This is a genomic window from Nocardia sp. NPDC004340 (assembly GCF_053602575.1).
In genome coordinates this window covers 292912-307849 of the sequence record NZ_JBSGDW010000006.1, presented here as the reverse complement: position 1 = coordinate 307849, position 14938 = coordinate 292912, and the positions used below count along the sequence as shown (strand labels likewise).

Here is a 14938-nt window from a genome sequence, read left to right as displayed (position 1 = left end):
TGCCGCGGAGGGCAGGTCGGATCAGCTGGCGGCGAAGGCCGCCGGATGCCGGTCGGCGGTGGCGGTGAGCAGCGCGGCCGGACGCCGCCGCTGCGCGGGCCGGCGACCGGGCCGCAGATCGGAGGTGATGAGCGTGGACTCGCGGGTGCCCGCGATGCGCGCGAAACGGCCGTGCGCCAGCGAACCCTCGCCGGTGAGCACCACCAGCAGCGGCGCGCACTCGGCACTGTCGAGCAGGGTCTCGAGGAAATCCAGATTGGCGTGGTCGGCCAGATGGGCGTCCTCGAAGATCAGGGTCATCGGACCCAGACCCGCCTTGGCGCACAGCAATTCGGTCCAGGCCGTGAGCATCTGCCGGACCTGCGCCGGATCGTCGGAATGGGTTCCGGTGGCCAGCGGGTACAGGGCCTCGGCCAGCTTGCGCGCCGCCACCGGCGGACGCAGCGGATGACCCGCCGCCTCGGCCAGCCGCGCCGCGATGCTCGCGGGCGCGTCACCCACCTGGAAACCGCACGCGGCGGCCAGCATCGCGCGGTGGGTGTCGAGCCGATCCCCGTCACCGAAACGGGCGCACAGGATCAGCTCGGCATCGCCCTGTGCGCGCACGGTGGAGCGGAACGCGCGCGCCACCCGCCGGGCACTGGTCGCGGCCGGGGCCACCACCGCCACCAGATGCGAGGCCGCCCGATGCTGGACTCGCTCGCGCAGACCCAGCAGCATCCGCACATCCGGATCGGTCTCGGCACCGGAATCGTTCGCGCCCTCCAAACCCGCCGCGTACCAGTGTCCGGTCGGGCGCTGCCGATAGCGGATCACGGTCTCCGACTCGCGACGGGTGCGATCGCACACGGTCACCGAGCCGGTGGGCGCGTCGAGCAGCAGCCGGTCGCACGCGTCGAACAGGTCGGCGTACCGGTTCGAGGTGCGCAGATCGGAATACGCCCGGGGGACACGGCCTTCGGCCTCGCCGGTCACGACCGCGGCCCGGAACCGCGGCTCCAGCCGCGACCCGAACTCGGTGCGCGCCCCGGTGATCCACTCGTGCGGCCGGATCGCGGCGGCCACCACCTCGGCCACCTCGCACGGCTCCGGGAACGCCGTCATCACCGTGGAGCCGATGACGCCGACCACCGTGCCGCCCAACGACTCCGCGGTCGCCCGGATCGCCGGAAGATAGCGTTCGCCCATGGTCGGGTTGTCCTCGGACGCGTCCGGCCCACCCGCCTCGATCCGGACCGACAGCACCGTGGAGCGGGTCACCCGGTCGGCCGGGGCGACCACCACCACCGGCGCGGGCCGCACCGGTTCGGTGTCCGGCAGCAGCAGCGACGGGCTCTGGTTCAGGATGGCCTGCTGCAACGTCTGCAGCTCCGACCCCGGTTCCAGCCCGTAGTTCTCGATCAGGGCATTGCGCCAGGCGGTGTAGACGGCCAGCGCGTCCGAGGGGCGGCGGCCACGGTACAGCGCCAGCATGAGCTGCCCGCAGGAGCGTTCCCGCAGTTGCCCGGAATCGGCCAGCGCGCTGAGCGCGTCCACCACCCGGGCGTGGTTGCCGCGCGCCAGCTCGATCTCGAACAGGTCCTCCGACACCGACATCCGGGCGTCCGCGGCGGCGGCGAGCTCGGGCCAGTCGACCCCGTGCTCGGTGAGATCGGACAGCGGTGAACCGCGCCACAGCGACAGCGATTCGGTCAGGCGAGCGGCGGCGGTGTCCAGGTCCTCGGCCAGGGCCGCGGCGCGTCCGCTGTCGGCCAGGCGATAGAAGCGATGCAGGTCGATGAGGTCGGTGTCGACCTCGAGCACGTACCCCGGCGGGCGCCGGATCAGCGCGACCGGTCCACTGTTGTCCTCCGGGAACAGATTTCGCAGCGACCACACGGCGTTGTGCAGGATCTTGCGGGCCGAGGTGGGCATGGTTTCGGTGGGCCACAGGGCGTCGAGCAGTCGGCTGGCCGGGACGACGGTATTGGGATGCAGAAGTAGGTACGCGAGGGTTGCCCGCTGTTTCACGCCACCGAGTCGCAATGGCTGGTTCTGGTGCCGGACCTCGAGCGGTCCGAGAAGGCTGAACAACACGATATCCCCTGGTACTTTGGTCCCTGACGGTGCTGAATCACGGACGTCCGGTTTCCGGACGCGCACGGCGCCAACCAATTTCGGCGGTCGGCGGGGGTGCGCGGCGGAGCGGCAGGGGTCCTGGGACACTGGCGGAACCCTGTTGTCCGAGCGCCTACGGCAATGGAGGCGCTGGTGCGGTGTCGGTCTCGGCCTCGGAGTCCTCCCCAGGCCCGAGCGGCCAGACCTGACCGGCGCGCATTAACGCCGATCGTGACACGCACGACATGAACAATCGGGCCCCTGGCGGCGATCCCTTCCCTCGCCGTCGTGGCCTTGGTCGATCGTTCGGGACCATTCTGTCGGAAGGTCCTTCGGGTTCGCTTCGGGCCCACTTCCGCAGGGGCCGTGCGGGTTTCCGATCACCTGATTGAAAAGTGAATTAGATAGGATCGAGTCGTGCAGTTCGCGGTATTGGGGTCGTTGGAGGTCGCTACGGATCTGGGCGACCCGGTGTCGATACCGGAGTCGCTGGTGCGGGCGCTGCTCGCCGATCTCATCGCCCATGTCGGGGTCCCGGTCTCCACCGACCGGCTGATCGAGGACCTGTGGCCCGAATCCACGCCCACCAATCCGACCAGATCGTTGCACACCAAGGTTTCTCAGCTCCGCCGGGCCCTCGAACAGGCCGAGCCGGGTGGCCGGGAACACATCGTCACCACCCCCGCCGGCTACCTGTTCCGGGTCGAACCGCACCGGCTGGACTCCACCCGATTCCTGGACATCGTTGCGCGCGCCCAGCATTCGACCGACCTGCGGGTACGGGCCGACCTGCTGCGCGAGGCGCTCGCGCTGTGGCGCGGACCCGCCTTCGCCGACTTCATCGACCTGCCCTTCGGCGAGGAGAGCTCCGCCTCGCTGAACGAGACCCGCATCGCCGCCCGCAGCGAACTCGTCGAAGCCCGCCTCGAACTCGGCGAACACCGCACGCTCATCGCCGAGATCAACGAACTGGTCCGCGAACACCCGCTACGGGAACGCCTGCGGTCCATCCAGATGCGCGCGCTCTACCGCTCCGGCCGCGCCGCCGACGCCCTCGACAGCTTCAACGAACTGCGCGCCCTGCTCGCCGAGACCCGCGGCGCCGACCCCAGCCGCGAACTCGTCGACCTGCACCGCGCCATCCTCGAACAACGCGCCGACCTGCAACCCGAACCGGTCCTGGTGGCGGGCCGCACCTTCGGGCACAACCTGCCCTCCCCGCCCAACGCGCTGATCGGGCGGGACACGGCGGTGCACGAGGTGCGGGCCGACATCGCCTCGGATCGGCTCGTCACCCTGGTGGGACCCGGCGGCGTCGGGAAGTCCCGGCTCGCCCTGGCGGTCGCGCACAGCCTGGTCGACAGCTTCGTGGACGGCATCTGGCTGGTCGAATTCGACGCCCTGGACCGCTCGCACGGGCCGGAAGTGCTGGCGGACGCGGTGCTGTCGGCGCTGACCATAGACGTCAACGTGCCACCCGGATCGGGCGGCAAGTCGCTGTCGGGCCTCAACTCGGTGGACCGGGTGGTAGCGTTCCTGCGGGCGCGCCGCGCCCTGCTGGTGCTCGACAACTGCGAGCACGTCGTCGAGGCCGCGGCCCACCTGGTGGAAGCGATCCTCGCCGAATCGGCGAACTGCCGGATCCTGGCGACCAGCCGCGCGCACCTGGCCGTCCGCGGCGAGCGGATCAGCGCCGTCGAACCCCTGGACCTGCCGCCCGCCGGTACCGCCGGACCCGAATCGCTCGCCACCGCCAGCGCGGTCCAGCTCTTCGCCGCCCGGGCGACCGGCACGCGGGTCGACGCGTCCAATATCCACGACATCATCGCCATCTGCCGTCGCCTCGACGGCATCCCGCTCGCCATCGAACTCGCCGCGACCAAGGTTCGTGTACTCGGGGTGCACGAACTGCTCGTCCAGCTCGACCGGCGCTTCCAGGTCCTCGAAGGCGGCTTCCGGGACTCCCCGGACCGGCACCGCACACTGCGCGCCGCCATCGACTGGAGCTGGGCGCCGCTGTCGCGCGTCGAACGAAATGTGCTGTGCTGGCTGGCCGTTCACGCCGAGGACTGCTCGCTCGCGGCCACCCGCGCGCTCATCCGCGATCCCGGCGAGGACGGTGAGATCCTCGCCGTGCTCACCCGGTTGGTCGACCAGTCCCTGGTGGTCATGCAGGAATCGCGGCACGGCCCCCGCTACCGGCTGCTGGAATCGATCGCGGCCTACTGCGTCGAATACCTCGAGGCCACCGGCACCCTGCTGGAACTGCGGCTGCGGCACGCCATGCACTACGCCGACCGCGGCGAGCACGCCAGCGCCGAACTGCACGGGCCCGACCAGCGCCGCTGGCTCGAACAGCTCGACGTGGAGTCGCCCAATATCCGCAAGGCCGCCGACTTCGCCATCGTGTGCCGCAACGCCCGGCTCGCCATGCGACTGGTCAACTCGCTGATCTGGTTCGGCTTCCTGCGCGGACGGCTCATCGAGGCGCACCGCTACCTGTCCGCGGTCAGCGCCATGGCCGGGCAGCTGCGCCCGGTCGAACGCGCGACCATCCTGCGCTGGCGGGCCGGCATGGCCCTGCTCATCGGGGAGGCCGGGCAGCTGGTCAGCCCCTCACCCGCCCTCGACGGCGACGAGAGCGACACCGAACTGCGGGCGCTCGCGCGCAGCGAATGGTTTCTCGGCTACGCCCAGTGGTATTCCGGCGCGCTGCCCGAGAGCCAGGACCGGGTCGGCCGGGCCCTGGCCGCCTTCCGGACCCTCGACGACAACTGGGGCATCGCGGCCTCGCTGAGCCTGCGCGCCGCACAGAACACCGCCCGCAGCGACCTCGCCACCGTCCGCGACCACGCGCAGCTGAGCGCGGCCATCTTCGACGAGGTCGGCGACCGCTGGGGCCGGCTCAAGGCCATCGAGGCGCTGGCGGTGCTCGCCGAATTCGAGGGCCGCTACGACGAGGCCAACGACCTGCACTACGAGGGACTGCAGATCGTGGAGGAACTCGGGCTCTGGACCGAGACCTCCCACAAACTCGCGCTGCTGGGTCGAATCGCCTTGCTGCGCGGCGAATTCCGGACCGCCGACGAACTCCATCACCGGGCCATGCGGCTCGCGGTGAGCCACGCCAACCGGCTGGGGGAGGGGTTCGCCGAGATCGGTCTGGGTCTGAGCGCGCGGCGGCAGGGCCGGTTGGAGGACGCCGAGAAGCACCTCAACCGGTGGCTGGGCTGGCTCGCCGCCATCGAGGCCCACAATGGCGTCGCGCTGGTGCTGGCCGAACTCGGCTTCATCGCCGAACTGCGCGGCGACGCCGACGCCGCCCGCACCCTGCACACCGAGAGCCTGTCGGCCGCCTCCGTCGCCGGTGACATCCGGGCCGTCGCACTGGCCGTCGAGGGACTGGCCGGGGCCGCGGTGATGGTCGAGGACTACGAGCGGGCCGCCCGCCTGCTCGGCGCGGCGACCAAGGCACGGGCCTCCACCGGCGCGCCCCTGGCCAGCGGTGAGAGGATGGACGTCGACCGCATCACCGCCCGGGCCCGCACCGCGCTCGGCCCCGAACGGTTCGCCGCCGAATTCGACCGCGAGGGCGCCATCACCGACACCGGCCATCGCGTGTCGGTGGCCGAGTTCGCCCGCATCACCACCGACCGGCAGACCCGGCAGGTCATCGACGAGGCGGTGGCCGAGGCCATGCTGCTCAGCGACGGCACCGGACTGTGGCCCGAGAAGATCGTCTGAAACGCGGAATGCCCACGGACAGTGGGGCGTTGACCGTCATGGATCGAACCGACCCACACCTCGCAAGGAGACCGCATGTCCGCTTCCTCGCCGCTCATCGACACCGACACCGAATTCGGTGCCCTGGTCACCAAACGTCTGGCGGAGGATGGCATTGTCTGGCTGACCACCGTGAGCCCCAGCGGTACGCCGCAACCCAACCCGGTCTGGTTCCAGTGGGCCAACGGTGAGTTCCTGATCTTCACCCAGCCCGGCACGCCCAAGCTCCGCAATATCGCCACCGACCCGCGGGTGTCGCTGAACCTCAACAGCACCGCCAGCGGCGGCCAGGTCGTGGTCTTCAACGGCCCCGCCCGCGTCGACACCACCGACCCGACCCCCGCCGAGCTCGACGCCTACGTCGAGAAGTACGCCAAGGGCCTGGTCGAGATCGGCATGACCCGCGAAGAGTTCTTCGCCGACTACTCCGTCCCGGTCCGCATCACCCCGGACCGCCTGCGCGGCTTCTGAGCTTCCTGATCGAACGAGAAACGCCCCGGCAGTCGGACTGCCGGGGCGTTTCTCGTCTCATCGATCAGTGGCGGGCGAGCCCGGCCTCGATGGCGGCGATGATGCGCGGGCGCATCTCGACGGTGCTGATGATGGCGTCCACCGAACCCACCTCGACGGCGCGCTGGATGTTGTGCACGCGGTCGAACTCCGCGGCCACCTCACCCAGCTTCTCCGCCCGCACCGAGAAGCGCAGGTCGTCGCGCTCCGCGGTCAGGGTGGCGCGGTCGGTGCCGGAGGCGTTCGCCGCGCGCAGCTCGAAGTCACGCACCCGCGGGTCGGCCTCGGTGCGCGCGCTGACCTCGCCCGAGAACACGACCGCCGCGGCGGGGGCGCCGCCCAGCACGGAGGCGAACGAGCCCTCCAGCGCCAGCACGGTCATGCTCGGGTTCAGGGTCTTCGAGAACACCACGAAGGCGCCGCCGTGGTAGCGGGAGATCACGCAGAACACGATCGGACCGTCGAAATTGACGATGGCCCGGCCGATCTCGGCGCCGTACTCCAGCTGCACCTTGCGCATCGACTCCGGCGAGCCGTCGAAGCCGGACAGGTTGGCCAGCACCACCAGCGGGCGGTTGCCGCTGGCCGCGTTGATCGCCCGCGCCGCCTTCTTCGACGACTGCGGGAAAAGCGTTCCCGCCGTGTAGGTGTCGGGTCCGTCGGTGGCGGGGAAGCCGCGCCGCCCCACGTTCTTGGACTCGATGCCCAACAGGCACACCGGGATTCCGCCCAGCCGCGCGTCGAAGACGACGGAGGTCTCGGCGTCGGCCATGCCCGCCCACCGCTCCAGCACCTCGTGGTCCTGGTCGGCCAGCGCCCGCATCACGGTGCGAATGTCGAACGGCTTCTTGCGATCCGGGTTCGCGGCGGACGAGAAGATCTCCCCGACGGTCGCGAAGTCGCTGCCCTCCTGCACGTGCGGGAAGTCGGAGACGTCACGGTCGATCGGGTCGGCGGTCGGGCCGCGGCGCGGACCGTCCTCGCCGGGCACCACGTACGAGAAGTCGTAGTGCGCCATCAGGATGTCCCGCGCGGCAAGCAGATTCGGCGCCCAGTACTGGGCCTGACCGTTCGGGCCCATCACGCGGTCGTAGCCGCCGATGCCGAAGTTGTCCTCGGCCGAGACCGCGCCGGAGAAGTCCAGCGCCTGCTTGCCGGTCAGCACCATCGCCGACTCCGGCGTCATCACCAGGATGCCCTTGGTGTGCATGAGCATGGTCGCCTCGGCGTTCCAGTACGGCTGCGCACCGACATTGATGCCGTTGACCACGATATTGATCTCGCCGCCGGCCTGGGTGAACTCGACGATCCGCTTGAGCGCGGCCGCCACCCAGTCCATGTTCTCGGTGCCCGACTTCATCGAGATGCGGGCGCCCGAGGACAGCGCGTACCACTCCAGCGGCACCCGCAGCGACTCGGCCAGATCGATGGCCGCGATCACCCGGCGGCACTCCGGCTCCGACAGCGCGCCCAGCGACTTCGTCGGGTCACCCAGCAGGGCGACACGCATGACACCGGCCGGATGCTGCGGGGTCGGGGTGGTGACCACACCGGCCACCAGCGCCGCGCTGTTGCGGCCCTTGGGCCGGTCCACCGGCACCAGGGTGTGCGAGGCGTCGAGGTCGTACTCGGTGAAATCACCCAGCAGACCGGTCAATTCGTACGGGTAGACGGTGTTGCGGCTACCCGCGCGCAGCACCTTCTGCCGGTACTCGTCGAGCGGCTCGACCGCGTCGTCGGTGCGCTCACCGACGCTCACCTGGACACCGCCGGTCGCGTCGAAGGAGACGCGCACCGCGATCTTCTCCAGCTGACCGGTCTGCGGATCACGCTGGCGGGCGATGAGCAGGATCTCCTCGAGGCCCGCGCCCGCCGTCATCGGCAGCACGTGCCCGGCGATCACCGTCTCCAGCTCGCTGCGGGTCACATCGACCACCGGCCAGATGTACATGACGATCCGGTTGGTGTTGAACCGCTTGTTCGACGGCCGCTGCGCCTGGGCGCGGCGGATGGAGTCGAGGCAGGTGGCGATGGTGCTCTCCGCGGTGGGCAGCACCAGCAGGCGGCCGTCGTGCTCGCGCAGCGCGGCCAGGTCGCGCACCTGCGCGAACGCGATCAGGCGGTCGTCGGCCGGGTTCTCCTTGGCCACCGCGCGGAACAGGTACACCTCTTCGTCGTCCGAGGACGGCAGGCGGGTGAGGTCGAACTTGCGCAGCCGGCGCATCTGCATGCGCTGGGCGATGTACGGGTGCAGACCGCGGATCAGCCGCTCCTCCGACATCCCCGTGGTCGCGGGCCGGAAGGTGAAGTGGTGGTGCATGACCGCGCCACCGCTGCCCGCCACCGTGCAGGTGATCCGGTGCACCTGGCTCGGAAGCGGCTGTCCGGCAAGCGCTTCCTGCAGCGCCACCGCCATCGCCTCGAAGTCCTCCGGCTGCTTCTCCCAGCTGAGGTAGACGTCGGCCTCGACGGACGAGCAGTCACGCGCCACCTCGGCCAGCCCGCGCAGCACGGTGTCGAGCGCGTCGAAGCTCACCGCCGACGACACCAGGTTCACGCCCCGGCGCTCGGCGATGACGAAACGCTGCCCGTTCGACTCCTCGGTCCGCACATCGGTGAGGTCCTTGTTGCCGTAGTAGCGCCGCGTCAGCACCTCCAGCATGGCGGTGTTGTCGGTGCTGCCGCGCACCAGGCGCTGACCCAGCAGACGCACCAGCGGCTCGGTCGCCCGCACCATGTCCGCGATGCGGTCGGTGCGCTCGGCCGTATCCGGCTGGGCGTCCAGGAAACTCAGGTGCTTGCGCACGGTGGTGTACACCCGGGCGCGGTTGCGGCGCAGCAGCGGGTGGGCGTACCAGGCGTACGCCACACCACGCGCGAGGTCGGCCAGACCCGGGAACCGGAACTGCGTCGCGGTCACCAGGCGCTCCAGCGCCAGACCGGCGGGCTCGCGCAGCGCGCGGTCCGGCACCGGCTCGCTCAGCCACTCGCGCAGCAGCGCGGTGATGACGGTGACCGTTCCGGCCGGCCGCTGCTGGGCCAGGAAGATGCGGAAGACCGCCGCCTCCAGGTCGGACGAGCGATCCAGCTCGGCGACACCGTAGTGCGCGAACGCCGCGCTCAGATCCGCCCGATACGACTCGGGCAGCCCGGCCCGCTCCACATCGAGGCTCTGCATATAGGTGTGGAAGAACTCGCGGGCGCTGTGCACGTGGCCCTGCGAGCCGTTGTCCTCCCAGGACCGGTTGTGGCTCAGCTCGGCCAGATCCGCGAAGACCTGCACCAGCTCGACTTCCTCGGCCAGCGGCCGGCGGTTGTCGGCGACGGCCGCCCGGCGCACGGCCAGGTAGTCGTCGAGCACCCGCTGCTCGTCGTGCGGGTCCACATCGAAGCCCAGCAGCAGGCTGCGCAGATCCTGCAGGCTGCGGGTCAGGCCCTCGTGCGGCAGGACCGGCGCGGGCGCGCCCGGCAGATCCAGCTCGACGGTGGCGGCCGGAGCGGCGGTCTCGGTCTCGGCGTCATCGGCGATCGGCTCCAGCCGCAGCAGCGGCGCGCCGGTCTCCACCTGGGAGCCGACCGCGACCGCGCTCTCCTTGAGCCGGGCCCGGAACGGCGCGCGCAGTACGGTTTCCATCTTCATGGACTCCAGCACCAGCACGGGCGCGCCCGCCTCGACCTCGTCGCCGACGGCCAGCGGGGTGGCGACCACCAGCGCCGGCGCGGGGGATCGGACCACGCCGCCCTCGTCGCGGCTGATCCGGTGCGTCACACCCTCGACGTCGACCAGGGTGACCGGTCCGTGGGTGCCGGTGACGACCCGGAAACGGCTGCCGTTCACCACGATCTGGCCGGTGTGCCGGTCGAAACGCTCCAGATCCACATCGGCCGAACGCATATCGCCGCCGGCTTCGATCCCGATCCGGAAGCGGTGCGCGCCGATGCGCGCGACCCGCACCCGGTAGGCGGCGCCGCGCAGCTTCAGGTCGTGCGGGCGGCCGCTCTCGTGCTGCACCTGCGGACGGCCACCGGCCGCGGTGGACAGCAGGCGCTCGCGCTCGGCCCGCTCCTCCTCCTCGTAGGCGTCGATGGCGGCCACGGCCACCGCGATCGCCGAGTGCCGGTGCGAGACCAGGCGGCCCTGCGCGCGGACGCGGTCGATCCAGCCGGTGTCGGCGCTGCCGTCGATCACCTCGGGCTGCTCGAGCAGATCGAGCACGAAACTCTTGTTGGTGGAACCGCCTTCGATGACCACGCGGGTCTGCGACATGGCGCGGCGCAGGCGGCCCAGCGCCTCGTCGCGGTCACGGCCGTAGGCGATGATCTTGGCGATCATGGAGTCGAAGTCGGCGGGGATCGTATCGCCCTCGCTGACACCGGTGTCCACGCGAATGCCGGGGCCGGCGGGCAGATCCAGGCGGGCGATCCGGCCCGGGGCGGGCGCGAAGTCGCGGTCGGGGTCCTCGGCATTGAGCCGGGCCTCGATGGCGTGGCCGCGCTCGGCGGGCGGCTGACCCTCGAGCTTGCCGCCGGAGGCCACGTGCAGCTGCGCGCGCACCAGGTCGAATCCGGTGGTGGACTCGGTGATCGGGTGCTCGACCTGCAGACGGGTATTGACCTCGAGGAACGCGAACAGCTCGTCGCCCGGGTGGTACAGGAACTCGACCGTCGCCGCGCCGCGGTAACCCACCGCGATCGCCAGCCGCTCGGCCGAGGCCTTCAGCTCGGCGGCCTGCTCGGGACGCAGCACCGGCGAGGCCGACTCCTCGATGACCTTCTGGTTGCGCCGCTGCACCGAGCAGTCGCGCACGCCCAGCGCCCACGCGGTGCCCTGACCGTCGGCGATCACCTGCACCTCGACGTGGCGGGCGCCGGTGACCAGACGCTCCAGGAACACCACGCCGCTGCCGAAGGCGCGCGCGGCTTCCTGCCGGGTCCGCTCGTAGGCGTCGACCAGCTCGTCGGCATTGGTGATCATGCGGATACCGCGACCACCACCACCGGCGGTGGCCTTCAACATCAGCGGGTAGCCGATGTCCTCGGCCGCGGCCAGCGCGGCCTCCACGGTATCGACGCCGCCGCGGCTCCACGGCGCGACGGGCACGCCGACCTCCTCGGCGATCAGCTTCGCGCCGATCTTGTCACCGAGCTTGCGCATGGCATCGGGGCTCGGACCGATGAAGGTCACCCCGATCTGCTCGCACAGTTCGGCGAAGGCCGGATCCTCGGCCACGAAACCCCAACCGACCCACGCCGAATCGGCGTTGGTCGCCTTGAGCGCCTGCTCGAGCGCCTTCAGATCCAGGTACGGGCGCGCCGCGGCGGGCCCGAGGTCGTAGGCGACGTCGGCTTCACGGACGAAGGTCGCGTTGCGATCCACATCGGTGTGCAGCGCGATCGTCTGGATCTGCAGGCCGGTCTCGGCCGCCAGATCCCGCACAGCGTGAATGAGGCGTACCGCGGCTTCACCGCGGTTCACAATGGCAATACGGCTGAACACCCGTCAGCTCCTTTATGTTGCGAAGGCCCGGTCGGGCAGCGTTTGGACTGCCGGTCACCGGTAGTGTGCACGTCTGCTGCTCTCGATACCACCGCGGTAGGGGGTTACTCGTACGTATCGTGGGCAAAGCGTCATTTGGGGCCGTGACTGTGGGAGGCGATCAGAGTGGCCGACATCCTCGACGTACTGCACTCGCGTTGGGCGGAATCCGCGGCGGAGGCCATCCTGACCGGCCAGGAACACCCGACCCTGACCCTCACCACCCACGAGGTGGTGGACCTGATCGCCCAATTCGCGGCCCTGCGGCACGCGGTCGACGGCGCCGCCGCGTCCTTCGAACGAATTCGTGCCGCGCTGGACCAGCGCACCGCGCACCCCGAAGCCCAGGCTCGCCAAGCCGCCAGCATCGCGCGGCACGCCGCCGAAACCCTGGCCCGCCGCGATCGGGACGTGGCCTGAACCGGAGTCGGGATCCCGAACCGGTCTGGTGAGGCCGGGCGACCCGGCGGTCATCGCGGGGTCGCACTCCAGGAGAGCGCGCGCACCAGGGCGTCGAGCGCGGCCGGGTAGGCGCTCTCGGAGGGCGCCGCGAATCCCACGACGAGTCCTTGCGGCCGGTCGGGTCGCGCCTCGTGGGAGAGCCACATTCCGGACAGGCCCTCGAGCGCCAGGCCGTACTCGCGTGCGCGGGACAGGACTTCGGCCTCGGTCAGGCCGGCGGGCTCGAGCCGGATCAGCGCGTGCAGTCCGGCGGCGATCCCGGACAGGGCGAAACCGGTCAGCGGTCGCCCCGCCCGGGGTTTCAGGCGATCCGCGAGCAGGTCGCGGCGACGGCGATAGCGCAGCCGCGAGGCGCGGATGTGCCGGTCGTAGGCGTGCGAGGTGATCAGTTCGGCCAGAGTCAGCTGCCCCAGCGTCTCGGAGTGGTGGTCGGCCAGTCGCTTGGCCTCGGCGACCGGGCCGACCAGATGCGGCGGGAGCACCATCCAGGCCAGGCGCAGTCCGGGGCCGAGCGTCTTGGACGCGGTGCCGAGGTACACGACGTGGTCGGGCGCGATGCCCTGGATCGCGCCGACCGGTTGCCGGTCGTAGCGGAATTCGCCGTCGTAGTCGTCCTCGATGACCAGCCGCCCGGCCCGGGCCCAGTCGGCGAGGTGCTGCCGTCGCGCCGGGCTCAGCGTCGAACCGATCGGGAACTGGTGACTCGGCGTGACGACCGCGGCTGTGACGCCGTCGAATTCGCCCGTGCCGAGCAGGTCCACGCGCGCGCCGTCGCCGTCGACCGGCAGCGGCCGCACCACGGGTCCGGCGGCTCGCACGGTGTCGCGGAAGGACGGGATGTAGGGGTCCTCCATGGCGATGGCGGTCGTGCCGGATGCGGTCAGCACCGTGCTGAGCAGCGCCAGCGCCTGCTGGACGCCGGTGGTGACGATGATCCGGTCCGGCGTGGCCAGCACGCCGCGGGTGCGGCCCAGGTAGTCGGCCAGCGCGGATCGCAGTTCGATCCGCCCGCACGGATCGCCGTACCCGAACGCGTCCGCGGGTGCCGCGCCCAGGGCCTTCCGGGCCGCGCCCAGCCAGGCGGTGGTGGGAAAACGGCTGATGTCGGGACTGCCCGCCCGCAGATTGTGCCGTGGCGCAGCGGGTTTCGGGCGGCCGACGACGGGCGGAGTGGCGGGGCCGGGTGTGGCGACAGCGTCGGCGACGCGCGTGCCCGAGCCCTGCCGCGCGATCAACAGCCCCTCCGCGATCAACTGGTCGTAGGCCGCGCTGACCGTCCCGCGCGAGAGCCCGAGTTCGACGGCCAGGGTTCGGCTCGGCGGCAGGCGCTCCCCGGCGGCGAGACGGCCGTCCCGGATCGCCTCGCGCAAGGCCTGCTCCACACCGACCCGCCGCCCCGGCCCCGGCTCGACGAGCAGATGCAGATCCACACCGGAATTGGACCAGGAATTAGCCATCTGATTGGCTCCTAACATTGGTCCATTATCGGCCTACCGTTGAAGCATGACAACGAAAACCAGCGCCTACGTCCAGCCGACCACCCGCCTCGCCATCGACGACCTGACCCCCGAGATCGCCAAGGCCATGAACGGCCTCGAGCGGGTCGCGCAACGGTCGTCCCTGGAGAAGCCCCTGCGCGAACTGGTGAAGCTGCGCGTGGCCCAGATCAACGGCTGCGTCTACTGCGTCGACATGCACTCCCGCGACGCGGTGGCCGCCGGGGACACCGCGCGCCGGGTGAACCTGGTCGCGGTGTGGCGCGAGGCCCCCTTCTTCACCCCGCGCGAGCGTGCCGCCTTCGACCTCGCCGAGGCCATGACCCGGATCGCCGACAGCGAGGTCGGGGACGCCGTCTGGCAGGAAGCCGCGGCCCGATTCTCCGAATCGGAACTCGCCGAACTGGTCTGGCACATCGCGATCATCAACACCTGGACCCGGCTGGGTGCGACCACCCGCGCCTGGACCCTCCCCGGCGACGAGAACGACTGAACCCCAACCCATCCGACACCCGCACCGTGAGGAGTACGACCATGCCCGCCGTCGTCATCACCTACTGCAAGCCCTGCGGCTACCTGAAGCGCGCCCGCGCCGCCGCCGACGCCCTCGACACCGAGCTCGGTATCGCACCGGAACTGGTCCCGGGCTCGGGCGGTGTGTACCGCGTCACAGTGGATGGTCGGACCGTGGCCGCCAAGACCCGCCAGGGTTTCCCCACCCCGGAGGACATCGTCAAAGCCGTTGCCGAGCACGGGAAGTAGCCGAGAACGAACGAAGCCCCTGACCGGATTGCCTGGTCAGGGGCTTCGTATTGTGCGCCATCAGGGACTCGAACCCCGAACCCGCTGATTAAGAGTCAGCTGCTCTGCCAATTGAGCTAATGGCGCGTGTTACTCCGCCGGGGGCCTCGGTCTTGCGCTCCGGGCTCTCTGCGGTGCGGATAGAACATTAACAGGGATGGTCGCGGAAAGTGAAATCGCCCCTCTGAGCTGGTGGTCTTTCGAGTTGTTGAGGGTTGTTAACACGGCGGGGGCGATCTCGGATGTTGTGGGG

8 protein-coding genes and 1 tRNA gene are annotated in these 14938 nt (G+C 70.6%); 5 read left to right on the top strand and 4 right to left on the bottom strand.

Features of this window, described 5'->3' with window-relative positions; genetic code table 11:
• Window positions 1–21: 21 nt before the first annotated feature.
• Window positions 22–2076, bottom strand: a complete 2055-nt coding sequence (locus ACWEOI_RS25330; protein WP_452361220.1) for a BTAD domain-containing putative transcriptional regulator — start codon at window positions 2074–2076, stop codon at window positions 22–24.
• 438 nt (window positions 2077–2514) lie between these two features.
• On the opposite strand from ACWEOI_RS25330, the gene ACWEOI_RS25325 reads away from it, so the two are divergent.
• Window positions 2515–5841, top strand: coding sequence for a BTAD domain-containing putative transcriptional regulator (locus ACWEOI_RS25325; RefSeq protein ID WP_452361219.1), 3327 nt, complete (start codon window positions 2515–2517; stop codon window positions 5839–5841).
• A 75-nt stretch (window positions 5842–5916) separates the two neighbouring features.
• Window positions 5917–6351 carry a TIGR03667 family PPOX class F420-dependent oxidoreductase gene (locus ACWEOI_RS25320; RefSeq protein WP_452361218.1) on the top strand — a complete coding sequence of 145 codons (435 nt, stop codon included), beginning with the start codon at window positions 5917–5919 and terminating at the stop codon, window positions 6349–6351.
• Window positions 6352–6415: 64 nt separating this feature from the next.
• Here ACWEOI_RS25320 and ACWEOI_RS25315 read toward each other — a convergent pair whose 3' ends face one another.
• Window positions 6416–11887, bottom strand: coding sequence for an ATP-binding protein (locus ACWEOI_RS25315; protein ID WP_452361217.1), 5472 nt, complete (start codon window positions 11885–11887; stop codon window positions 6416–6418).
• A gap of 165 nt (window positions 11888–12052) precedes the next feature.
• Between ACWEOI_RS25315 and ACWEOI_RS25310 the strand changes: the two genes are divergently transcribed.
• A complete protein-coding gene (locus ACWEOI_RS25310; RefSeq protein ID WP_433671502.1) occupies window positions 12053–12346 on the top strand; it encodes a hypothetical protein in 294 nt (97 codons plus the stop codon).
• Window positions 12347–12396: 50 nt separating this feature from the next.
• Here ACWEOI_RS25310 and pdxR read toward each other — a convergent pair whose 3' ends face one another.
• Window positions 12397–13845, bottom strand: coding sequence for a MocR-like pyridoxine biosynthesis transcription factor PdxR (pdxR, locus tag ACWEOI_RS25305; protein ID WP_452361216.1), 1449 nt, complete (start codon window positions 13843–13845; stop codon window positions 12397–12399).
• A 46-nt stretch (window positions 13846–13891) separates the two neighbouring features.
• On the opposite strand from pdxR, the gene ACWEOI_RS25300 reads away from it, so the two are divergent.
• Both ACWEOI_RS25300 and ACWEOI_RS25295 read left to right on the top strand, forming a co-directional pair.
• Window positions 13892–14377 (top strand): carboxymuconolactone decarboxylase family protein, encoded by a 486-nt coding sequence (locus ACWEOI_RS25300; protein ID WP_433671505.1) that lies wholly within the window; start codon window positions 13892–13894, stop codon window positions 14375–14377.
• Window positions 14378–14418: 41 nt separating this feature from the next.
• On the top strand, window positions 14419–14646 hold the full coding sequence (locus ACWEOI_RS25295) for a SelT/SelW/SelH family protein (protein WP_452361215.1): 228 nt from the start codon (window positions 14419–14421) through the stop codon (window positions 14644–14646).
• 53 nt (window positions 14647–14699) lie between these two features.
• Here ACWEOI_RS25295 and ACWEOI_RS25290 read toward each other — a convergent pair.
• Window positions 14700–14772, bottom strand: a tRNA-Lys gene (locus ACWEOI_RS25290).
• Between the last annotated feature and the right edge of the window lie 166 nt (window positions 14773–14938).

Excerpts from the sequence above, each read along its gene's own strand:
- ACWEOI_RS25320 (WP_452361218.1), top strand. The coding sequence starts at position 5,917 with ATGTCCGCTTCCTCGCCGCTCATCGACACCGACACCGAATTCGGTGCC.
- pdxR (WP_452361216.1), bottom strand. The coding sequence starts at position 13,845 with ATGGCTAATTCCTGGTCCAATTCCGGTGTGGATCTGCATCTGCTCGTC.
- ACWEOI_RS25300 (WP_433671505.1), top strand. The coding sequence starts at position 13,892 with ATGACAACGAAAACCAGCGCCTACGTCCAGCCGACCACCCGCCTCGCC.
- ACWEOI_RS25295 (WP_452361215.1), top strand. The coding sequence starts at position 14,419 with ATGCCCGCCGTCGTCATCACCTACTGCAAGCCCTGCGGCTACCTGAAG.